The sequence below is a fragment of the Pseudomonas sp. NPDC086112 genome (assembly GCF_044746425.1).
Lineage (GTDB): Bacteria > Pseudomonadota > Gammaproteobacteria > Pseudomonadales > Pseudomonadaceae > Aquipseudomonas.
The window spans coordinates 93,389-113,419 of record NZ_JBIVCD010000011.1; the positions used below are offsets into that span (position 1 = coordinate 93,389).

Genomic DNA, 20,031 nt, shown 5'->3' on the forward strand with positions numbered 1-20,031 from the left:
GCACTGCATGGCACTCGGCAAAGTCAGCGTAAACAATCTCAATCTGGGCCAGGGTGCCGTGACTGAGATCGAGCGCTATTTCCTTTTCATCGGCCCCGGCGCGAAGAGCATCGGTCAGATGATCCCATTAAACACCGATAGCGACCTGGACAGCGCACTGGGCATTCCGGCCAGCGACCTGAAAACCCAGATCACTGCCGCCCGACTGAACGGCGGCGATCGCTGGGCCGGTCTGGCGGCGCCGATCGCGGCGGACGGTGAGTGGTCCGAAGCGTTGGAAAAGGCCCAGCAGCAGGGGTTTTCGGTCGAGGCGGTGGTGATCACCAAACCGGTGACCACTGCTGCACAACTGTCGGCCATGCATGACGCGGCGATCTCGCTGAACAACGTCTACGGCCGCCGCACATTCGTCATGGCGGCGAGCGCCGGCATCACCGTGCTGCAGACCTGGGATCAATACCTGCTCGAGCAGCGGGCCATCACTGCCGACCTGTCCGCGCCGCGTGTCCTGGTCGTACCTCAGCTGCACGGCAATGACCTGGGCGTGCTGGCTGGCCGCTTGGCCAACGCGGCCGTGAGCATTGCCGACAGCCCCATGCGTGTGGCTTCCGGTGCGGTACTGGGCTTGGGCGCGGTTCCGGCCGACGTCGAAGGCGTACCGCTGCCATCGGCGATCCGTGCCGAGCTGGATAAGGCGCGTTTCTCCGTGTCGCAGACCTACCCGGATTACCCGGGCGTGTTCTGGGGCGACGGCAACATGCTCGATGCCCCGGCCAGTGACTTTCAGGTGGTGGAGTACTTGCGCCTGGCTGACAAAGCCGCGCGCCAAGTGCGCCCGTTACTGATCCGCCGCGTCGCCGATCGCCGACTTAACAACACCCCCAACAGTATGGCCGCCGCGATCAGTGCGCTGATGAAACCACTGCGCCAGATGGCCAAGTCCGCCACGTTCGCCGGCCAGGTCTTCCCTGGTGAGATCGAGGCGCCCAAGGACGGCGACATCGTCCTGGTGTGGCTCAGCAAAACCAAGGTTGAGCTCTACATCAAGATCCGGCCGCTCAACTGCCCCAAAGACCTGACGGCCAACATCGCCCTCGACCTTTCCAACGACGATTCGGAGTAACCCCCCATGTCACGTATTGGCGGCAAGAACTTCGACGTGAACCTGGGCGATCTGCTGGTCCACGTTGAAAACTGCACCCTCGACATCACGGACAACACGGCCGTGGCGCAGAGCGGGGGCGTCCCCAATGGTCACGTTGACGGTGACGTTTCGGCCAGCGGGGAAATGGAATTCGACACCAGCAACTTCAACCTGCTGATTGAAGCCGCACGCACTGCCGGCAGTTTTCGCGAACTTGAACCTTTCGACTCCGTGTTCTTCGCCAAGGCCGGCGAGGAGGAACTGCGTGTTGAGGCCTTCGGCTGCAAATTGAAGGTCTCCAGCCTGCTGAACATCGATCCGCAAGGCGGTGAAAAGTCCAAACACAGGGTGCCGTTTGACGTCACCAGCCCGGACTTCATTCGCATTAACGGCGTGCCGTACCTGGCTGCAGCCGAGATCGAGGGCCTGCGCTGATGGGGGATTGGCTCGACAACGCCAAAGCGATCGAGGAGCTGGAGCGTGAGCGTTCAATCGCTGCCCAACTCGCCCAGCCGCGCCCAACGGGACCGAGCCGAACCCACTGTGCGACTTGCGGGGACGAGATCCCTGCTGCGCGCCAGGCGCTTGGCGGGATCACACGCTGTACGCCATGCCAGACCACTTTCGAGAAAGGAACCCGCCGATGACAAACAGTCTGCGGCAGAAAATCGCTGCACCACTTTCGGCGCATGGCCGGTTGACCGCCGTAGAGGGTGAGATCGCCATGATTGCCTACCGTCTGGGACAGCTGGAGACCCGGCATGAATTGGTGCCCACACGCGTCACGAAGCTGGAACAGCAGTTCGAACACATGTCTGGCCAGCTGTCTGAGCTCAACGTCGGCCAGCAGAAGCTGACCGTTGTCGTGTCCGCGATCGGCAGCAAGATCACCTGGGCATTGGCGATTGCCAGCACCTTGTGGGCAATCCTGCAGATGTTCGGTCCGACGCTGTTGCGGGTACTGCTGCCATGAGCTTGCGCGGCAAGATCACCGCCGGCGCGATCGCCCTGTGCAGTTCTGGGCTGCTGGCTTTCCTGGGCACCTGGGAAGGCAACGGCCAGAACTTGGTCTATGCCGACAAGCTAGCCCGGGGACTGCCGACCGTTTGCAAAGGCATCACCCGTCATAGCAGCCCTTACCCGGTCGTGATCGGTGACTACTGGTCAGACGCTCGCTGTGCCCGGGTGGAGCAGCTGGTGATCGAGAAAGGGCAGCTGCAGTTGGCTGACTGCATCACCAATCAGCAAGTGGGGCAGAACACCTTCGACGCGTTGAGTAGTCATGCGCACAACTTTGGCGTGCCGAGTACGTGCGCCAGTCGAGCGGTCGGCCTGATCAATGCCGGACGTATCGCCGACGGCTGCAAAGCGATCGCCTGGGCCCCGGATGGCAAAACACCGGTGTGGGCATTCGTTACCGACGCCCAGGGCCGCAAACAGTTCGTTCGCGGACTGCATGCGCGGCGGTTGGCAGAAGCGGAGCTGTGTGCCCAATGACCATTCCGCCACTGCGCCTTGCCACGTTTCTCCTGCTGTCCGGCCTGCTCGTGTGGGTTGCATTTGATCAGGTGACTGACCAACTCGGCGCCGCTCGCCGCGACCGCGACAGCGCACAGTTTGAGGTTACAGGCCTGCGCGAAGCGGCCCGAATCGGCGGCGAGATGTTGGCTGACCGCGACGAGATCGATCTTCAACGTACCCAGGAGCTGAGCAATGCGCTCAATCAAAACGATGGCCTGCGCCTCGCTGTTGACGCTGGCCGTCAGCGGCTGCGCGTCAAAGCCACCTGCAACAGCCCCAAACCCGAGCAGACCGGCGCCGGCGGCGTGGCTGATGCAGGACCCGCCGAACTCGCAGCAGACGCTCGATCGGATTATTTCACCCTCAGAGATCAACTCGCCCTCAGTCGGCAAATGATCCTGGGGCTGCAGGACCACGTGCGCCGGATCTGCCTGCGCTGACCATTACCCATAAAGCTGAATGGAACAACACGATGACTGATAAACGCGAAATCACCCTGGAAGTCGGCGACAAGGAATTCACCTTCTCCATGACCCCGCAGGACGTGACCAAGTACTTCAACGCCATGACCGCCAACAACAAGGTCGCGCCCTCCCACAACCTGCTCAGCAACACCGTGGCAGCCGATCAGCGCACCGATCTGCGCTCGCTGATGGCCAACCCGGTGATGACGATGCAGATCGCCGGTGCGCTGCTGGAGGAGTACGCGCCGGACGTTGAAATCATCGTAAAAAAGCACTCGACCACGCTGAGCGCCTGAGCGAAGACGGACTGGGTCAACTGATGGCCTTGTCCAGTCGCTGGCTTCCTGGTCAAGAGCCCACACCCGAGGTGATGGGCACGGCCAAGTGGCTGGAGGACGAACACTGGAAACGTATGGAAATCGCCGTGGCTAACGGCATCGCCCATGCACTGAACGGATAAATACACATGGCTGACCGCGCTGCCCGCCTGGCCTTCATCTTGAGCCTGACCGACAAGGTCACCGCGCCCCTGGGCAAGGTGAAAATGGGATTCTCCGATCTTGCCGAGCAGAGCGAAAAAAATATCAAGACGATGGGCCTGGGGTTGGGCGGTATGGTCGGCGCCGGCGTGGCGATCACCCAGTCTTTGGCGCCTGCCCTGGAGATGAATCGCGCCCTGGGCGAGGTCAGGTCGCTGGGCGTGGCTGAAGACGCTCTGACCGCGCTCAATCAAAAGGCGTTGGAGTTCTCCGTCGACTACGCCACCAACGCCCGGGACTTTGTGGCATCAGCGGCCATGATCGACGGCGCCATCAAAGGGTTGACCGCCAGCCAGCTGACTTCGATCACCAACACCAGCAACGTGCTCGCCAAGGCGACCAAGGCCGATACGGAAACCACCAGCGCCTACGTGGGCACCATGTACAACCTGTTCAAGGGCCAGGCTGACGCCTTCGGCAAAACCGAATGGGTCGAGCGACTGGGCGGGCAAACCGCGCTGGCGGTGAAGCTGTTCCGCACCGACGGTGCCCAGTTGAAGGACGCCTTCAAGGAGGTCGGCTCGATCGCGACCACGGCGGGCGTGGACCTGGCCGAGCAGTTCGCAGTGATCGGCTCGCTCAGCAGCACCATGGAAGGCGGGGACGCCGGTGGGATCTACAAATCATTCTTCGAGAACATCGGCAGCGCCTCGGAAAAGCTGGGGATGACGTTTGTCGACCAGAACGGCAAGTTGCTGCCGATGCTCGACATCCTCGGCAAGTTGGAGGGCAAGTTTGGTGATCTGAACAGCGCGTCGGCCGGTACCAAGCTGATTGAGGCCTTTGGCGGCGAGGGCGCTCGCGTGATCACGGCATTGGCCAAGGACACCGATCGGCTGCGTATTGGCCTGGATCAGTTGGGCAAAGTCCGGGGCTTGGAGAATGCCGAGCAGATGGCGAAGGCCATGGTTGATCCATGGGCGCAATGGGCGTCCCTGGTGGAAAGCATGCGCGCCCTGTTTGGTCAGGTGCTGATTCCAGTCTTGGCCCCGTTTATGGAAAAGATGGTGGCGATCGGCAAGGCGCTGATGCGCTGGGTCACTCTCTTTCCCAACATCACCCGCGTGATCGGCATCACCACGCTGACCATCTTCGGCATCATCGCCGGCATGTCTTTGCTGACCCTGGCTGTAGGCATGTCAAAAATGGTGTGGCTGGGGATGCTGACAGTCTGGAAGCTCCTGACCTGGACCGGCTACCGCAGTATCGCGATGTTCCTGTTTCACACCGTCATGACCATTGCCTTCGTTGCCGGCCTGGTGCTGCTGTACAGCTGGATGGGCTTGGTCAAGGTCGGGATGCTCGCTTGGCAAGCCGCCATCTGGCTGGTGAATAGCGCGCTGCTGGCCAACCCGATTGCTTTGATCATTGTCGGTGTCGTGGCGTTAGTCGCTGCGGTGGTCGCTGCCGTCTACTACTGGGACGAATGGACCACCGCGCTGCTCAACAGTGAGGCCTTCAAGTGGGTCAGTGATCAGTTCAAGACCCTGTCCGACTGGTTTAACTCCATGGGCGGCTGGTCAGGCATGGCCAAGGGCGCCTGGGACAGCATCGTCGGCGTCTTTTACAAAGCCATCAACAGCCTGATCGAGATGATCAACAGCATCCCGGGGGTGAACATCGAGGCGCGGTTTGGCGGTTTGCCCGAAGTGCCGGGTGTCGACGCTGCGATCAACGCAGCCGATACCGCCAGCGGGGCACAAAAAGCCCAGCAAACCATCAACGCCGCCATCCCGAGCCTTTCCCCGTCGCGGGCTTCCGCTGTGCCCCCGGGCGGGCTGCTGACCAGCATTCAGAACTCCAGCAATGAGAACAAAGGTACGCACGTCGAGAACGTGAACATCCATACCGCCAAGCCAATGACCCCCCTGGAGTTGGAGAACATGGTGGCGATGGGAGTGGGCGGATGAGCCTCTACATCGATCTGCTGATCACCAACAACGACCTGACCCTGGACCCGTCGAATCAGCCGCTGCTGGTGGACGATCGGGCCAGCATTGCCCAGGACATCGGACACATGATCCGCGAAAGCGCGCTCTTGGTGACGCTGGTGGCCGAGCGCGATCGCTTCCGTCAAGCCGACTGCATCCAGCAGCTGGAACTGCTGGTGGAGGCTGACGTGCGCCTGGTACCGGGCACCGTCCGGATCCTGGAAGAAGGAAAGGGCAAGTACCTGGTCACGGCCAAAACCGTTGAATTCGGATCTGTCGAGGTAGTGCTGTGAGTGACGTAGATTTCAAACAGGCGTTGAGTGACGCCGGCATTCCGACCACCGAGGCCAAGCTGCGCGCCGCCTGGGAGCTTGAAGTCGTTGCCCAAGGCAGCAAGCTGAGCAACACCAGCGCCTGGTCGCCATTCTGGCGAGTGATCACCGCGTTGGTGACCAAGCCGGTCATGTGGTTGATCGACTTTATCGCCGGCACCGTGTTGCCGAACTTCTTCGTGAAGACAGCCATCGGCGCCTGGCTCGACATGTTGGCCTGGGCGGTCAACGTCACCCGCAAGCCAGCGACCAAGGCCGAAGGGTCGTTGCTGTTCACACGCAGCGCGCTGGCCGGCCTGTTGGAAATTCCGGCCGGTACCCGCGTGCAGTCGATAGCGATCAACGGCAACGTGTACGAGCTGGTGACGGTTGCAGCGGCCAGCTTTGCCGATGGCGAATCCCAAATCCGGGTATTGGCCCGAGCGAAACAAGCCGGCAGCGGCTTCAATCTCGCACCAGGTTACTTTTCGATTCTCCCGGAGCCCGTGCCCGGGGTTGTCCAGGTGGTGAATGCTGACGGCTGGCTGAGCCAGCCCGGCGCCGACACCGAGCCCGACGACGAGCTGCGCCTGCGCGTGCGTAACCAGTTCTCAGCGGTCAACCAATGGCACACCGACGCCGTGTATCGCGCCATGATTGCCGCGTTCCCGGGTGTGCAGCCCGATGGCGTTTACTTTGAGCACAACGCGCCCCGGGGGCCCGGCAGTGCCAATGCCTTTGTGCTGTTCGAAGCCGACTCGCCGGCGGATACCTTCCTGGCTGAAATCAACAGCTACATCCGCGACCAAGGCAACCATGGCCACGGCGATGACCTGTTGGTGCTGGAGATGCCCGCCACGCTGCACGCCGTCAGCTTGACAGTCTGGCCCAAGGCCGAAATCGGTACCGAGCGTTGGCCGGCGTTGAAAGCCGACATCGAGCTGTACATCCGTGCCGCGTTTCGCGAGAGCACGGCCAGCGACTATCAGCCAACGCTGACTCACCCCCAATCCCGTTTTTCCTTCAGCCGCTTGGGTGAGGAATTGCACCAGCAATTTCCTGGCATCGACTCCCTGAAATTCGACAACACGGACATCATTTCCGAGCTGACTATCCCGCGCCTGTCCGGGGTTGAGGTGGGGCTGAATGCTTAAGTTGAGTCTACCTTTCTGGCTTGACGGGCCGGAGCTGGCCAAGCTCAAAGCGGCGGCGCAAGCCTGGTGGAGCAAGGTCGAAAACTGGCTGCACTGGCCCTTGCTGCAAATGGATGCCGAGACCTGCCACCTGAGTGTGCTCGATCTGTTGGCCTGGCAGCGCGACATTCAGCGCTTCCACGGCGAGCCCGAAAGGTTGTACCGCCTGCGGGTCAAGTACGCGTTTATCAACGCCGTAGATGCGGGCAGCACCGCGGGCATGGCCCGTATTTTCGAACGTCTGGGCGTGGGTTATGTGGAGATCCAGGAGCGCCTACCAGGGCTCGATTGGGACGTGGTCCTGCTGCAGCTGTCCGACACGCAGCTGAGCGAAAACCCGGTGCTGCTGCGTGTCCTGATGCAGCAATACGGCCGCACTTGCCGGCGTTACGACTTCGTCACGATAACCCCCGTGAAACTGAACATTGGCGTGGCCGACTTCAACGACGACCAACAGACCCTGATTGCCACGTTGGACGACAGCGCAAGCCGCCTGGTCGTGATCAACGAGCTCGCACTGCTCACCTTTTTGAACGACCCTTTTAGGAGCACCCATGGGAGCTAGCATTACCCTTGCCGGCGAGAGTCTTATTGCCCAAAAGCAAGGCGCGGGGGAGAAGCTTGAGATCGCTCGCTTCGTTCTAGCGCTTATCCCAGACCTTGATCCAAACGCCCCAGTCGACCGAGCTGCCGGCAAGCCGCCAGCGTCTCAAATCGTCTTCACCAAAGCCTATGACCGCAAAGGCTACGTCAGCCCCAATCAGGTGATCTACAGCCTGATGGTGGGCTCGGACGTCGGTGACTGGGACTTTAACTGGATCGGCCTGGAGGCATCCGAGGGTGTGCTGCTGGCGGTCGCGACCGTTCCGATACAGCAGAAGCGCAAGAACATTCCGCCGCTGCAGATCGGCAACAACGTCACCCGTAACTTTCTGGTGGAGTTCAACGGTGCACAGGCGCTGACGGGTATCACCGTCGACGCCAGTACCTGGCAGCATGACTTCACAATGCGCCTGAACGGCATAGATCTGCGTGAGCGCTTGAGCAATCGCGACGTGTTTGGTCGTGTCTGCTATCTGGCCGACAGCCTGCAGATGGAAAGTATTTTTGGGCTGTACCAGGTCAAGGCGGGCATTGCCTACGTTGAAGGGATCCGCGTCCAGCTGGATGAACCAGTCCAGGCGCAATTGCCCGCGCTGCCGGCCAAAGCCTGGCTCGACGTGGCACTGGCCCGTGAAGGCAGTGACGCGGTCGCCGCGTGGAAGGTGGTATTCGGCGCGGCGAAAACGGACTACGTCGACAGCAACGGGACCGCCCACTACGTGGTGGAGCTGGCCAGCGTGGCGACGTCGGGGGAAATAACCGACCTGCGCCAGAGCGAGCCGATCACTGGCGCCCTGGTGAAGCAATTTGCGTTGCGCAATGGCGACTACGAAAACCTGCGAGCCCGCGCTACCACCAAAGAAGACGTCGAGCTGGGCGAGCTGCCCAACGCCAAAAGCGACGATCCAGTCACCGACAGTAGCGAGATCCTGGCGACCACCAAGGCGCTCAATGTGCTGCGCAAGATCATTGCGGATTCCGAGGTCGGCCGAATCGGCACGTTTGCGATGGCCACGCCACCGCCTGGTTGGTTCAGGGCCAACGGTGCGGCGGTGTCGCGTACGGTCTACTCCGCGTTATTCGCCAAGATCGGCACCACCTACGGAGCCGGTGACGGCGTCTCCACCTTCAACCTGCCTGATCCACGCGGCAAGTTCATTCGCGTTCTGGACGATGGCCGGGGTATCGACGCCGGCCGGATTTTGGGTAGCTCTCAGGCCGACGAAATTCGCAGCCACAACCACAGCGGCAGTGCAGCCTATGCCGGTAGCCACGCACACACGGCCTCCGCCGATGCGCAAGGCGAGCACACCCATACCGTGACTGGTAGCACCATGAACTCCCCGAACAGCGGCTACGCCGGCGAGATTGGTAACGCGATCGACGGCTCGACCTTCACCACCAACGCTGCCGGCTTACATGCTCACAACATCACCGTTGCTGCGACCCCGGATCACAGCCATTCCATCACCGTTGGCTACACCGGCGGTGCAGAAACACGCCCGCAAAACATCGCTTTCCTTGCCTGCATTAAGTACTGAGACCTGTCATGGATACCAAAGACGTCTACCAAACCGATCACCTGGGCATCTTCACCGGCAAAACCGTGGCTGATCGCTCGCCGCTGGAACCGGATGTCTGGTTGATTCCAGGCGGTTGCGTTGAAGTCGCGCCGCCGGCGGTACCGGATAGAAAGGCAGCGTTTTGGGATGGTCGACGCTGGCAGCTGGTTGACTCCTACCAAGGGCTGACGGCCTACAACATCCAAACCTGTGCGCCTCTGGTGATCGAACGTGCGGGTTCGTTGCCGACGGGTTACACGCTGGAAGTGCCAGGCCCGGGCCAGATATGGGGCAATGGCCATTGGGTCGACGATATCCCGGCCGTGATCGAGCTGCGCTATGTCGCCCAGTTGTCGGCGGTGAACACGGCTTGTCTGCAGGAGATCACCGGCGGGTTCTGGTCGGCGGTGTTGGGCGATCGCTTTTTCTACGAAACCCAACTGCAGGATCAACTGAACCTGACCGGCATGATTTTGCGCGGCATTGGTGGTGACTACGCCTGCCAAGATCAATCTGGGTTGAAAGCCTTCTTGGATCACACCGCCGAGCAGCTGCGTCAGATCGGCGACGAGTTCACCGAATTCAAAATGCAACGTCTGCGCAAGGCCAACGACCTCAAGCAAGCCTTAGCACTGGCGCGATCGACTTCGGACCTGGACGCCCTCAACGCAGTGGCATGGGAGTCCGCATCGGTATGACTTGGGCACCCATTACCATGCGCTGGCCGGAGCAATCAACGCAGTGGCTCAGCGACCTCGAGGCGGCCAAGGATCTGGCGAGCAGCGAACTGACCAGCACCGGGCAACGCCTGGAAGGTCTGGCCGACCTAGCCACCACCTCGCCCGGCCCGGTCGGTGCCGCAGCAGAAGCCGCCGTGGTCGCTGGCCGCGCAGGGCTCACCGATGCCTTGGGCGAGGTACCGACCTGCCTGGTGGTGACACCCTTTCAAAGTGGTGTGGGGCAGGGGCGCGGATACCAGCGCTACCTGTCCGCGCCCAACCTGCTGCAGCAGATGGGCGAGAAGCTGGAGGACACCGGCGACGACGGACGTCCGGCCGGCCCGCAATACGCCCTGGCAGTGATGTTCCTGGGTACACGCTACGACAAATTCGCGACGACCTTGGCCCGATTTAATGCCGTGCTGCCAATGCCAGACCTGCAGCGCGCCGAACGCCGAGCGAAAAACCTGTTCGCACTGGACGCTGAAAAGTGGGAACTGCCAACTGCCGGCACACTGCCGCGCTGGGGGGCGCTGCCTTTGGAGCGTTGCACCGTGACCAAGGCCGCCACGCAAGCCCTGAACGGTCAGCTATCGGCATTGGAGAGCTACGCGGACAGTTCACCGATGGCCGATCTTGGCCGGCTGGCTGCTCGCAAAGCCGACCAGGCACAAACACAGGCCAAGAAATTGGCCGACCTCAAGTCACAGTTCGCCGGCGGTACTGCAGACGACACCATGCGCGCGCGCCTGATCGGCCCGGGTAATGCCGCCGAGTTGCGTCGCCAGCTGCTGCAGGGCGAAGCACCAGGTCACGAGTGGGGGCTGTCTGCCGGATTGCTCCTGGTCGGATCCCTGAAAGGCTTGGGCTTTGTTCGGGAACTGGTGGGCCTATGACTTTATTGCTCGATGGCGAACAGGTGCGCGGCAAAAACCTCAAGGTCACCGCCAACCTGCGAATCGAAAGCGACGACCTGTCCGGACAGACCAGCAACACCGATTCGGCCCACAAAGGGTTCAAGCCCAAGACGCTGGCGGTCACCTTGCAGATCCCATTCGTCGATAACACGTATTTACGCAACCTGATGCGCCTGGCAGAAGCGACCGGCACCGGTGGCCAACTCAAAACCTACCGGGTCGTAAACGATACCGCGTCCGCGTTTGGCGTGCGCCAGGTGCAGTTTTCCGACGGCGTCAGCGCCCGGGAAGACGATTCTCTTCGGGCCTGGCTTGTTCAATTCACTCTGTCGGAAAAACTCTCTAACCCTGAGCGGGTCGAGACGCGCCGGGCCGGTAAGGGCGTAACCCAGCAAGGTGCGTCGGGGCAGTCCGTGACTGCACCAGGTGCAAGCGAAACCGGCGCACCAGGTGAGGAACTGACCGGCTTCGAAGCCACCCTGAAAAAACTGGATAACTACCTGGGCGGTGGGTCATGAGCATGAAACTGCACAAGGTGCTGACCATTGGCGGTGTGGTGTATCCCTTAGTCAGCGATGACGTTCGCCTTGAACTGCGAACCCCAGGCCGAGCAACGCTGACCATCCAGACAGCGGCACCGGTGAAGGGGTTAGTCACCCTTGATATCGGCTACAACGACAGCCCGCTGCAGCGCCACTTCATCGGCTACGTCGAGCGCTGTACGTCGTCCAACGCGATCGAGCAGGTGCTGTTCTGTCGCGAGCTGGCCGCGATCCTGGCCAACCCTTTGCCGCTCAACTTGCGTCATGCGGATCTGAACACGGTGCTGGGCGAGATCAATCAGAAAACCGGGCTGAGCTTTCGCGTACCTGACAAGGCCTACGCCAAGCTAAAAGCCCCGTTCTTCTACAACCTGGCCGCCGGCTACCAGGCGATGGACAGCTTGGCCCGGGTGTTCGGGATTCCCGATTTCATGTGGCAGCAGCAAGGCGACGGCGAAGTGTTTGTGGGCAGTTGGGCTGACAGCTTCTTCGGTTCCCGATCGCCGCTGCAGCTGCCGGTCGAGCTGTTCAATGGTTACCAAAACAATCAGAGCGCGATGATCGCGGCCCTTCCCGGGCTGCGACCAGGTGCATCCATCAACCAAGGCGAGCGGATCACCAACGTGACGCTCACCGGCAACCAAATGGCGATCCGATGGAAGACGCAATCCGCCGCAGCGTAGAGCGACAATTTCCCGAACTCACCGGCGGTTATCACCTGCCGCGCTTTGCCCGTGTGGTGGGTGTGGCCGATGCCCCGGCCGGCGCCGGGATCTGCGACGACTTCCGTCCGCGCTTTGCCGTGGACCTCGAACTGTTGGGCGAGGACGACGAGCCTGATTCGCAGTTGCCGGTGCTGGCCGGCGTACCGCTGCCCATGCCCATGGGGGGCGATGAGATGGGTTTTTTCGCTTTCCCCGAAGAAGGAACCCGCGTGGTCGTGTCCTTTGCCTATGGCCTACCGAACAAGCCGTTTATCCAGGCGATTCTGCCGCATGGCCTAAGCCTGCCGAAGGTGCCGAAAGGTGACCAGGTATGGCAGCACAGCGAAGCGGCCCAGCAACGCGCCGATGCGGACGGAAACTGGCTGCGCCAGACCGACGGCCGGATCCTGGACAAGTCGATCGATCGGGAGGTTGAGAGCCTGACCAACGCCGAGCGCCACCAGAGCAGCAAAGTGGAGGTGGATGACCATTCGACCGAGTCGGTCGGGGGCATCAAGACGATCGAGGCGATCGGCGCGCTCAAGTTGCTGTCGGGCGGATCCGCCAGCCTGGTCGCATTGGATGACCTGCACCTGGCCAGCGGGCGCGACCTCAACCAGGTCGTGGCCCAAAAACTGAACCTGACCGTGGGTGGTGAGCTGCAGGAGCGGATCGAAGGCGCCCGCCGCAGCATCGCCGCCAAGACCTGGTTGGGTTCTGAGTCGGTCAACGTGCTGCAGGTGCTGTGCGATTTGATTGACCTGGTCACGCAGATGAATACCGAGATCGCGACCCATATGCACGGATCCAGCCCCGTCCCCAGCAACGCCGCGAACTTCATCACCAACGCCGGTACCGGCCTAACGTTTGCTGGGCAGCTTAAGCCCATCACCGGAGCTTAATTTGGAACTCAAGAATTTCTTTCCCCAGGACGATCAAGGAAACGCTCTCGTTGGGGCGACTTGCTACCTGTATTTGCGCGGTACCGAAAGCAAAGCCAACGGATTGCTCAAGGCCAATGGTGAGATCCTTTCGAACCCGTTCATAGCCGAAGAGAACCTGGTGCAATTTGCGGCACCCAATGGTTTGTATGACTTGCGGGTGATCAAGGACGCACGCGATTACCGTATCCGCGTGCAGTTCAATGACGTGTCCGAATCTCTCCAAGCGGCTGAGTCCGCCGCGAATCGTGCCGAAGTGGCCCGGGACGCCACCCAACTGGTGGCCGGCGTCAAAAATGACATCGCGCACGGGTTGGCGACGACGGTCAGTGGCCAAACTTTCACGGTCGCTTCTGCAGCGGGCAGCCAGTTTTTGATCGTGTACAAGAATGTCGCCGGCGAAGCCGTTGAGCAAAGTGGATACCCCAGCACGAGCAGCCTGCAGGCCATTGCCCGTTCGACCTATCCGCTGACATCGAAACGCTTCCATCGGAATGCGTTCCGGGCGCCGTGGGTTCATATGATCCATGGCAAAAAAGTGCATGCGATTCGCCCAGATGGCGTTCACGAAATGAATGGCCTGACGTTGACGAAATCAGAGTCGGCTAGGCACACCGGTTTTTCGGGGCTTACGCTCTTTTATGCACGCGATCCGGCCGGTACGCCGCACCAGGTGTTGTCGGCAGATCCTCAAGGACGTTTGACGTTCATTCCGTCGCCCAAGCTCAAAGCGCTCCTGGGAGTGGGAGTCAATCTGATCTATCCGATTTCGGATGTCCGCGGTGCCTATGCCGTCAGCAATATTCGCAAGACCGACACGCACAACATTGCCGCAGTCCAGGACAGAGGCGGGCAGATCTACGATGCGCTGCAACGTCGAAATGGCATTCATGACACGTTGGTCGTCAGTCGTGCAGCTCCCATCGAGCTGATGCCCGGGGCTGGTCAATCGAACCAGGGAGGCGCAGGCACAGGCGCTGCAGCGGGTGCAAAACTCACCAGCGCGCAATGGCCCCATAGCGTTCTATCCCTGAACGGTCGTTTTCAGATGCAAGGAAGTAACGGGCTGGTCGATGGCGCCACGCTGACCGATCTGGTTCCACTGTACGACCCGGCGACGCCTTTGGGTCAGTACCCGATCACCATGCAAGCGTTTGCCTGGGCCAGACAGCAATGTCGCGAAGGCATCGCCCAGCCAGGCGTGATCGGTTACACGGCATGGCAGGGAGACACGCCCGCCAACGGTTTCCTGCCCGGAACCAACAACTGGACCAACCTCATGACGTTTACGGAGAAATCCGTGCTGTGTGCAGCCCTGTACCAACGGACTACCGAGTGCCACTACATCACCCGTGTACAGGGTGAGGCCGGGGCGAACTGGGCAGCGGACTACGCCACTTGGGCAGACGCGGTTAAACCAGCAATAAAGGCACGTACCGGCCAGCTCTTTGATCCAAAGATAGCCCTCTGGCAGATCGCGGGAGTCGCGCCGGATAACGGCGTGGCCAATCCGCAGCTGGATGCCGCGAACAACCGCGCCGATACGGAACTGGTAGGCACGTTGTATCCGTACCCCGTGAGCGATGTTCAGCATTTGACCGCTGAAGGCCGAATGATGATGGGCGACGTTTACAGTGATTTTCGGTTGCAGCTCCAGCGTGGAAGTACCTGGACACCGTTGCAAATGCAGAGCGTCTCTCGGGTGGGAGCAGTGGTCACCATCACGCTGGCATTGCCCCCAGGGACTTTCGAAGTAGTGAAGAAAACCGACTGGCCGCCTCAAGTTGCACAGGATGGGTTTGTGTACCGAGACAGCAATGGTGACACCCCAATCAGCAACATCGCTTACAGCGCGAACACCATCGTCCTGACCTTGGCCACAGTGCCTACTGGAAACCTTGCAGCTGTCCGCTATGGCATGGACGCAGGTTCCGGTGTCGCTGGCTGGTATCAGTTGGGCGGCAATGTGTGCGCAGTGTCACGCACCCGCAGCGCCTATTACGAACAGGGTTTCAACGTCCCTGAATTTATTCGCCATTACCTGGCCCGTCATTCACGTCTCGTAGCGTAAGGAACAATCAAGATGCCTGCAGGAATCGAACTCCCTTGGTCCATTGAACCCGCCGGTCAAGAGCCGATGCTGGTAGAACTTATTAAAGGTACACCTGGCTTCGCCGGGTGGATCCAGGCGGACGCGGATTACGCAACGTTTGCCGGTGGCAAAGTCCTGTCGTTAGGCGGACCGAGTGCCATGGCGGTCATGCAGCCGATCGCGGCCAACCAGGCCGCCCTCGTCGATAACGCGGCACCAGGTGGTTACTCGGCGCTGGCCTTTTCACCGGCGGCAACGACACGTTATCCACTGTCCACCGGTGTGCTCGACACCACTAAGCCATTCTCGCTCCTTGTGATGATCAAGCCTGCTTTGCCAGGGGCGGCGACGCAAATTTGCCTGGGGCGTTTTTCCAGCTCAACAGTGCGAGCGGCGCTGTCCACCCCGGCGAATGCGGTGGCGAAGATGAACTTCCTCTATGGAGCAGCAACTATCGAGTTCCCGATTGCCTTTGGACAATGGAACGCGGTGTGGATCGTTTGGGACGGCGCAAAGCTCAAAGCCCGATCAAATGGCGTGCGTGCAGCTGACGTGACGGCTGCAGCGGACACGGCAACGTCCCCGTTCGTTATCGGTGGCCCGGCCAGCGGTGTGTTGTTCTGGGAAGGTCAGTTTGCTGAAATGATTGCTTTCAGCTCTGACATGTTCGCCCAGGGTAATCAGGTGGGGTTTGACGATGTGAACACGTATCTGGCTAATGTATACGGCCTTACCGCGTAGTAATTACATTGAAAATCAACCCGCCAACAGGCGGGTTTTTTCATAATCTAGGCTGTAATCATGCGTTCAACAAAATTAAGTCATACGGCGGGCATCGTTCTAAAGGCCTTATCCTCATCTACGCCTGAATATCCTTGGAGCCGCACGGCACATTCAATGAGGGCGATACGCGCAAGGGATGCAGCTTGACGCCGTTCATTGGCGAAGGACTCCAACCTATCGTGATGCGTGCCATGCAGAATCTTCGACCGACCATGGTCATAAATATCCTTGACCAGTTGCTCTAAAGTGCGTGGACGAGTGCCTTGGATAACCTGCTCGCTTCCACTTACTCCGGTGAGATGAATAACCATTTCTCGAATACCTACGTTTTTACCCCCGCAGGCAAGCACATCTAGGCAAGTGCCTAACTTAGCGAGAGCGACCGCATCACTTGACTCTCGATTGCCTTCACTGAACCAATCCAGCGCAGTAGCCCACCGACTTGCTAGCTTCGGATGACTATGGCTGTGTGGCTCAACTAGCCCGTCTAAAGCTGATGCAAACGCTGACAGAATATTCCCCATTCCATCTAAAGCCTCACTAACTTGCTGGCTCGATAAAAATGAAATGCGCTTGCCTAATACGAAACCGGGTAGCCAAAGTAAGCCATTGGTCTCGATCAGACTGTCGCTGCCAACTGGGGGTAATCGTTCTTCATAGAGGGCTTGCTGATGGAAGTGCTCCGGCGCGCCGAACCCCAGGGAAACAGCATCCAGGGCAGTCTTGCAGGTTAGCTTGGCTAGCTTTTTAGATAGATCTTGCTCATAGCCTCGAATAGTGACTTTGAGGATGGCTGGGCACTTATCTATTACCCCATAGATGATTTCGGCAAGTCCAATTAAAGCGGAGGCATCATGTGAACGATTGAGCCCCTCCTTGAGAATCTCCTTCCAGCGATTATTTGCCTCTGTCTCGTTAAGAAAACGGTCCTTCAGATTTTGTGGGAAGTCGACCGAATCGATCCAGTCGGAGCGGCTCATAAAGGTTACTGGGCCAATTATGAAGGGCTTCTCTTTCTCCATGCCCAGAGTCCAAGCAGGAAAGTAATGTGTGTATTCTTTAACGAGTTTGGTAAGGCGCTCCTCGACGAGCTGCTTCAACCTGACAGAAGCGGAATTATCCTCCTGCTCGGATAGCCCTGAAAACTCACCATCGGCATGTAGGTCAGCAACTGCCTGACGAACAAGCGTTGTGTAGATATCAAGTTCGACTCTCAAAGAGCCTGGCAATCTGTTCACATGAAGGGTGTTGGTGAGCTGGGTGATAGCCTCTCTGGCCTTTCGGGTAAAATGTCGTTCCTGACCATTTTCCGCAGTGACAAAGTTAGGGATGTAGTCCTCACTTGACCCCTTGGTACTCCAAAAATCCCCAGCGTGCACACGATCCAATTCATCCACCACAGCAAGCAACTCAGTCCTTAGCCCCACGCTTCACCTCGGTCATACTTCGTCAGAACAACATTTGGCCTATTCGTTGCGCGAGTCTAGCAGTCAATCATTTGGGTAAATCAAGCATCTATGGCATTAGCTGGTCATCGACAGTGAGGCCAACGATTTCTTACGTTTGTGAACGCTTCTGATTGATGCATCTCGGTCAATACCGCGGCTTTATCAATGGGGAGGGCTATGCAAGTCGGCACCACCAAGATTGCGCGTAGGCGCAACCGTCAACGTACTCAATCCCGCTCAATACAAACCCCGTAACTGCCATCCCTGCCAATGTTGCGTCCAGTAGTCGGGGTAGAGGATCCGGGTCATTAGGCATCCCCACATTGATTCGAGCGATATTCGCGCTCCGACCGAGCTCATGGTTGTTCTCTGAGTTCACCATCACATTCCCCTTGATCGGAGGAAAGCGCCGGCGTTCCTGTGGCGTGAGCGCGATGCCTTGGCGTCGCATAGGGGTAACGAGCATATGCATGAGAGAGCCTCGATCTATTCGCCACATTCACCATCAAGCAGCGCTTCCACCGCGTAGGCCAGGGCGCCATCGGCCTGCTCCAGGAGATCGCTGAGATCATCCCGATTGATCACCTGAGCTCGGTGAAGGTCGTGTGCCTGAATCAGCAGAGCTCTATGGTGGGCCCCGGGGTGATTGAGCAACGCGACATCGTCCCGCAGCATTACTTCCCACAGCGCGATTGCCTTGGACTTATCAGCCGGCACCTCAACGTATTTCTGGTTCATCACCAATAGCCCTCATCAGCTCATCAAAATACTGTATGTATAGCCAGTATATCAATGAGATGTGGTCGGGCTACGTCTGTCCGATGAAAAGCCGACATGGGCGACGGTTGAGCGCAGCGGACGAAAAACGTCGGGCAAAGAAAAAAACAGCTGAAAACGCACTTATCCCCCTCCCGCCGACGGGCTCTACGTCCTTTTTTTGTGCAAGTCGAGATGCTGTGCAAATGAACCGACAGCCCAGGCGGACCATGGGGCCCTCCGGGGAATCGGCCATTTCATTTTGTGCAATGAATTGCAAATAAATGAAGCGCATTTGCAAAGCGACATTGAAGTTGATTGGGGCGGTGGCAAGGCTGAATGCCCGGTTTCATTGGGCGAAAAATCTGAAAACTCCCGAATGGGTCTGTTTTTAAAAATGCGATCGATCTTTTTTAGGAGGTTTCTGCCTCCATGCAAAAGCGGTGATATCTTGTGTAAGCCACATTCAGCAAGGGTTGGAGTGAATTTACGGCGTTTCACAGTTTGGCCTACTTCGAAGGAGAAACTGGCTCTGGTATATGATCCTTCATTAGCTTTGGGGAAAAACTCCATGGGTCGTTCATCCTTTGGATCCAAGCTTTTCCATCGGGCGTGGTAATAAAGGCGCTCCAATTCGGATCAGAGTCATAATAATCTTGAAGCCCAGGATCTAGGCACATCGAAATTTTATGCTCCATTAACTCTAGATCGTTTCTTATCTTAGTAAGAGTTGAAGGCTGGAAGTATTTTACGCTTCCATTGCTGTGCACAAAATTGTTGCTCGTGCAAAACCAATCTTCTTTGTTAGTCATATTGGGAGTCGCTCCATTATGAACAAGAAGGTTTCTGACTTTAGAAATAGCTCGGAAATGTGTAATTATTGCCTTCAATTTTAATATATCTTCCTCTGCATAATCCATTACTTTCATTATTTTTGGAATTAGTACGCAGCGCTTTTCAGTATCTAGGCCTTCTGTGAGCATAGTAAGGATTGCAGCGAGGCGTATACTCTTTTCTGCTGCTTCCTTAATTTCTTCGATCTGCGATTGTGGTATAGGCTTGAAATGTGACTCATCAGTATCTGGGTGCGGCCACGTCGGCTCGGCAGTTTCACTGATAAGCCTATTGAGCCTAAGTGCAAATATAGTTTCTACTTGTGAGTGCTTGTGGAGCATGCGGCCGAGTTCAAGCGAATAGTTATCTAGTAGTTCTTGTGGGATGTAAGTTCTATAGCTGCGGTTTGCATCTGGATCAATAAAGTCACTCATTAGCATCTTTTCCGAGACTGGTTTCGTGAGAGTGTATTTAAGCACGAGATATTTTTCATGCGTTCCACAACGATTGTCCATCCTGCTAGCGGTAAGAATTTTTCCCATCTTGGGTATACGCATTGCTCTTCAACTGAGCTGCGTATCCACCAATGAGTGGAGATTGAGCCTCCAGTGTAGATGCTTTTTTCGCAAAGATCCGCAGCCAAGTCCATGAATAAACTTGATTTTATTGAGATTGATTCTAAAGGGGGTGGAGGTCTTTTCAAAAAGAGCGATATCAGCGATACGGTGTCGCTTATCGGTCTGGAGACCTTGGTTTTACTGGGCTTTCGGTATTACAAATCAAGGTAATACGAAGCGATATGAAAAGTAATATTTCCGCCAACCCCCCGGATTCATTGGGTTTTAAAGAATGGAAATATAGCTTTATAGAAAGGTAATACTATCGCCTCCCTATCGCTCAAATATCGCTTTTCCTAAAAACCTCTGGAGTCCTTGTCTACAAGGGCTGTAGACGATTTTTCCGAGGCATATTACTAATATCGCTCTTTTTTGAAACCATCATGGATTTTGAGTAGCGACTCACAGGG

24 protein-coding genes are annotated in these 20,031 nt (G+C 58.2%); 20 read left to right on the forward strand and 4 right to left on the reverse strand.

Features of this window, described 5'->3' with window-relative positions; translation table 11 throughout:
- Positions 1–7: 7 nt before the first annotated feature.
- From ACIPLA_RS10780 to ACIPLA_RS10875, 20 genes are read left to right on the forward strand one after another with little or no spacing between them, the layout of a single operon-like run.
- Entirely contained in the window at positions 8–1,123 is a 1,116-nt protein-coding gene (locus tag ACIPLA_RS10780) for a DUF2586 domain-containing protein (RefSeq protein ID WP_401173112.1), read from the forward strand.
- Positions 1,124–1,129: 6 nt separating this feature from the next.
- The gene (locus ACIPLA_RS10785) at positions 1,130–1,579 is read left to right on the forward strand and encodes a DUF2597 family protein (RefSeq protein ID WP_028939309.1); all 450 of its coding nucleotides are present in this window, start codon (positions 1,130–1,132) and stop codon (positions 1,577–1,579) included.
- Entirely contained in the window at positions 1,579–1,791 is a 213-nt protein-coding gene (locus ACIPLA_RS10790; protein WP_401173113.1) for a TraR/DksA C4-type zinc finger protein, read from the forward strand. The genes ACIPLA_RS10785 and ACIPLA_RS10790 overlap by 1 nt, the downstream gene beginning before the upstream one ends.
- Positions 1,788–2,117 carry a hypothetical protein gene (locus tag ACIPLA_RS10795; RefSeq protein WP_231508961.1) on the forward strand — a complete coding sequence of 110 codons (330 nt, stop codon included), beginning with the start codon at positions 1,788–1,790 and terminating at the stop codon, positions 2,115–2,117. Before ACIPLA_RS10790 ends, ACIPLA_RS10795 begins: the two co-directional genes overlap by 4 nt.
- On the forward strand, positions 2,114–2,641 hold the full coding sequence (locus tag ACIPLA_RS10800; protein WP_401173114.1) for a lysozyme: 528 nt from the start codon (positions 2,114–2,116) through the stop codon (positions 2,639–2,641). The genes ACIPLA_RS10795 and ACIPLA_RS10800 overlap by 4 nt, the downstream gene beginning before the upstream one ends.
- Positions 2,638–3,105 (forward strand): lysis protein, encoded by a 468-nt coding sequence (locus ACIPLA_RS10805; RefSeq protein ID WP_401173115.1) that lies wholly within the window; start codon positions 2,638–2,640, stop codon positions 3,103–3,105. The genes ACIPLA_RS10800 and ACIPLA_RS10805 overlap by 4 nt, the downstream gene beginning before the upstream one ends.
- 32 nt (positions 3,106–3,137) lie before the next feature.
- Complete coding sequence (locus ACIPLA_RS10810; protein ID WP_401173116.1) at positions 3,138–3,425, forward strand: putative phage tail assembly chaperone; 288 nt, start codon at positions 3,138–3,140, stop codon at positions 3,423–3,425.
- Positions 3,426–3,448: 23 nt separating this feature from the next.
- Complete coding sequence (locus tag ACIPLA_RS10815) at positions 3,449–3,589, forward strand: DUF6890 family protein (protein WP_033043937.1); 141 nt, start codon at positions 3,449–3,451, stop codon at positions 3,587–3,589.
- Positions 3,590–3,595: 6 nt separating this feature from the next.
- Positions 3,596–5,578, forward strand: a complete 1,983-nt coding sequence (locus ACIPLA_RS10820) for a phage tail tape measure protein (protein WP_401173117.1) — start codon at positions 3,596–3,598, stop codon at positions 5,576–5,578.
- The gene (locus ACIPLA_RS10825; protein WP_401173118.1) at positions 5,575–5,892 is read left to right on the forward strand and encodes a DUF2590 family protein; all 318 of its coding nucleotides are present in this window, start codon (positions 5,575–5,577) and stop codon (positions 5,890–5,892) included. Before ACIPLA_RS10820 ends, ACIPLA_RS10825 begins: the two co-directional genes overlap by 4 nt.
- Positions 5,889–7,064: a baseplate J/gp47 family protein gene (locus ACIPLA_RS10830; RefSeq protein ID WP_401173119.1), complete on the forward strand. Its 1,176-nt coding sequence runs from the start codon at positions 5,889–5,891 to the stop codon at positions 7,062–7,064. Before ACIPLA_RS10825 ends, ACIPLA_RS10830 begins: the two co-directional genes overlap by 4 nt.
- Positions 7,057–7,668, forward strand: coding sequence for a phage tail protein (locus tag ACIPLA_RS10835; protein WP_401173120.1), 612 nt, complete (start codon positions 7,057–7,059; stop codon positions 7,666–7,668). Before ACIPLA_RS10830 ends, ACIPLA_RS10835 begins: the two co-directional genes overlap by 8 nt.
- Positions 7,658–9,247 (forward strand): phage tail protein, encoded by a 1,590-nt coding sequence (locus ACIPLA_RS10840; protein ID WP_401173121.1) that lies wholly within the window; start codon positions 7,658–7,660, stop codon positions 9,245–9,247. Before ACIPLA_RS10835 ends, ACIPLA_RS10840 begins: the two co-directional genes overlap by 11 nt.
- Positions 9,248–9,255: 8 nt before the next feature.
- Entirely contained in the window at positions 9,256–9,966 is a 711-nt protein-coding gene (locus ACIPLA_RS10845; protein ID WP_401173122.1) for a phage tail protein, read from the forward strand.
- Entirely contained in the window at positions 9,963–10,883 is a 921-nt protein-coding gene (locus ACIPLA_RS10850; protein WP_401173123.1) for a hypothetical protein, read from the forward strand. The genes ACIPLA_RS10845 and ACIPLA_RS10850 overlap by 4 nt, the downstream gene beginning before the upstream one ends.
- The gene (locus tag ACIPLA_RS10855; protein WP_401173124.1) at positions 10,880–11,422 is read left to right on the forward strand and encodes a DNA-binding protein; all 543 of its coding nucleotides are present in this window, start codon (positions 10,880–10,882) and stop codon (positions 11,420–11,422) included. Before ACIPLA_RS10850 ends, ACIPLA_RS10855 begins: the two co-directional genes overlap by 4 nt.
- Complete coding sequence (locus tag ACIPLA_RS10860; RefSeq protein ID WP_401173125.1) at positions 11,419–12,129, forward strand: hypothetical protein; 711 nt, start codon at positions 11,419–11,421, stop codon at positions 12,127–12,129. The genes ACIPLA_RS10855 and ACIPLA_RS10860 overlap by 4 nt, the downstream gene beginning before the upstream one ends.
- Positions 12,102–13,052: a hypothetical protein gene (locus tag ACIPLA_RS10865; protein WP_401173126.1), complete on the forward strand. Its 951-nt coding sequence runs from the start codon at positions 12,102–12,104 to the stop codon at positions 13,050–13,052. Before ACIPLA_RS10860 ends, ACIPLA_RS10865 begins: the two co-directional genes overlap by 28 nt.
- A 1-nt stretch (position 13,053) precedes the next feature.
- Complete coding sequence (locus tag ACIPLA_RS10870) at positions 13,054–15,162, forward strand: hypothetical protein (RefSeq protein ID WP_401173127.1); 2,109 nt, start codon at positions 13,054–13,056, stop codon at positions 15,160–15,162.
- A gap of 12 nt (positions 15,163–15,174) precedes the next feature.
- Positions 15,175–15,924: a LamG-like jellyroll fold domain-containing protein gene (locus ACIPLA_RS10875; RefSeq protein ID WP_401173128.1), complete on the forward strand. Its 750-nt coding sequence runs from the start codon at positions 15,175–15,177 to the stop codon at positions 15,922–15,924.
- An 80-nt stretch (positions 15,925–16,004) separates the two neighbouring features.
- Here ACIPLA_RS10875 and ACIPLA_RS10880 read toward each other — a convergent pair whose 3' ends face one another.
- From ACIPLA_RS10880 to ACIPLA_RS10895, 4 genes are all read right to left on the reverse strand, one after another.
- Complete coding sequence (locus ACIPLA_RS10880) at positions 16,005–17,366, reverse strand: hypothetical protein (RefSeq protein WP_401173150.1); 1,362 nt, start codon at positions 17,364–17,366, stop codon at positions 16,005–16,007.
- Positions 17,367–17,589: 223 nt separating this feature from the next.
- On the reverse strand, positions 17,590–17,886 hold the full coding sequence (locus ACIPLA_RS10885; RefSeq protein ID WP_401173129.1) for a hypothetical protein: 297 nt from the start codon (positions 17,884–17,886) through the stop codon (positions 17,590–17,592).
- Between the two features lie 14 nt (positions 17,887–17,900).
- Positions 17,901–18,152 (reverse strand): hypothetical protein, encoded by a 252-nt coding sequence (locus ACIPLA_RS10890; RefSeq protein ID WP_401173130.1) that lies wholly within the window; start codon positions 18,150–18,152, stop codon positions 17,901–17,903.
- Between the two features lie 527 nt (positions 18,153–18,679).
- A complete protein-coding gene (locus ACIPLA_RS10895; RefSeq protein ID WP_401173131.1) occupies positions 18,680–19,438 on the reverse strand; it encodes a hypothetical protein in 759 nt (252 codons plus the stop codon).
- Between the last annotated feature and the right edge of the window lie 593 nt (positions 19,439–20,031).

Bases quoted from the DNA above. Each gene is read 5' to 3' on its own strand.
- ACIPLA_RS10825 (WP_401173118.1), top strand. From the start codon at position 5,575: ATGAGCCTCTACATCGATCTGCTGATCACCAACAACGACCTGACCCTG.
- ACIPLA_RS10785 (WP_028939309.1), top strand. From the start codon at position 1,130: ATGTCACGTATTGGCGGCAAGAACTTCGACGTGAACCTGGGCGATCTG.
- ACIPLA_RS10875 (WP_401173128.1), top strand. From the start codon at position 15,175: ATGCCTGCAGGAATCGAACTCCCTTGGTCCATTGAACCCGCCGGTCAA.
- ACIPLA_RS10835 (WP_401173120.1), top strand. From the start codon at position 7,057: ATGCTTAAGTTGAGTCTACCTTTCTGGCTTGACGGGCCGGAGCTGGCC.
- ACIPLA_RS10890 (WP_401173130.1), bottom strand. From the start codon at position 18,152: ATGAACCAGAAATACGTTGAGGTGCCGGCTGATAAGTCCAAGGCAATC.
- ACIPLA_RS10805 (WP_401173115.1), top strand. From the start codon at position 2,638: ATGACCATTCCGCCACTGCGCCTTGCCACGTTTCTCCTGCTGTCCGGC.
- ACIPLA_RS10800 (WP_401173114.1), top strand. From the start codon at position 2,114: ATGAGCTTGCGCGGCAAGATCACCGCCGGCGCGATCGCCCTGTGCAGT.
- ACIPLA_RS10865 (WP_401173126.1), top strand. From the start codon at position 12,102: ATGGAAGACGCAATCCGCCGCAGCGTAGAGCGACAATTTCCCGAACTC.
- ACIPLA_RS10860 (WP_401173125.1), top strand. From the start codon at position 11,419: ATGAGCATGAAACTGCACAAGGTGCTGACCATTGGCGGTGTGGTGTAT.
- ACIPLA_RS10820 (WP_401173117.1), top strand. From the start codon at position 3,596: ATGGCTGACCGCGCTGCCCGCCTGGCCTTCATCTTGAGCCTGACCGAC.
- ACIPLA_RS10845 (WP_401173122.1), top strand. From the start codon at position 9,256: ATGGATACCAAAGACGTCTACCAAACCGATCACCTGGGCATCTTCACC.
- ACIPLA_RS10780 (WP_401173112.1), top strand. From the start codon at position 8: ATGGCACTCGGCAAAGTCAGCGTAAACAATCTCAATCTGGGCCAGGGT.
- ACIPLA_RS10790 (WP_401173113.1), top strand. From the start codon at position 1,579: ATGGGGGATTGGCTCGACAACGCCAAAGCGATCGAGGAGCTGGAGCGT.
- ACIPLA_RS10840 (WP_401173121.1), top strand. From the start codon at position 7,658: ATGGGAGCTAGCATTACCCTTGCCGGCGAGAGTCTTATTGCCCAAAAG.
- ACIPLA_RS10855 (WP_401173124.1), top strand. From the start codon at position 10,880: ATGACTTTATTGCTCGATGGCGAACAGGTGCGCGGCAAAAACCTCAAG.
- ACIPLA_RS10815 (WP_033043937.1), top strand. From the start codon at position 3,449: ATGGCCTTGTCCAGTCGCTGGCTTCCTGGTCAAGAGCCCACACCCGAG.
- ACIPLA_RS10895 (WP_401173131.1), bottom strand. From the start codon at position 19,438: ATGAGTGACTTTATTGATCCAGATGCAAACCGCAGCTATAGAACTTAC.
- ACIPLA_RS10885 (WP_401173129.1), bottom strand. From the start codon at position 17,886: ATGCATATGCTCGTTACCCCTATGCGACGCCAAGGCATCGCGCTCACG.
- ACIPLA_RS10810 (WP_401173116.1), top strand. From the start codon at position 3,138: ATGACTGATAAACGCGAAATCACCCTGGAAGTCGGCGACAAGGAATTC.
- ACIPLA_RS10850 (WP_401173123.1), top strand. From the start codon at position 9,963: ATGACTTGGGCACCCATTACCATGCGCTGGCCGGAGCAATCAACGCAG.
- ACIPLA_RS10795 (WP_231508961.1), top strand. From the start codon at position 1,788: ATGACAAACAGTCTGCGGCAGAAAATCGCTGCACCACTTTCGGCGCAT.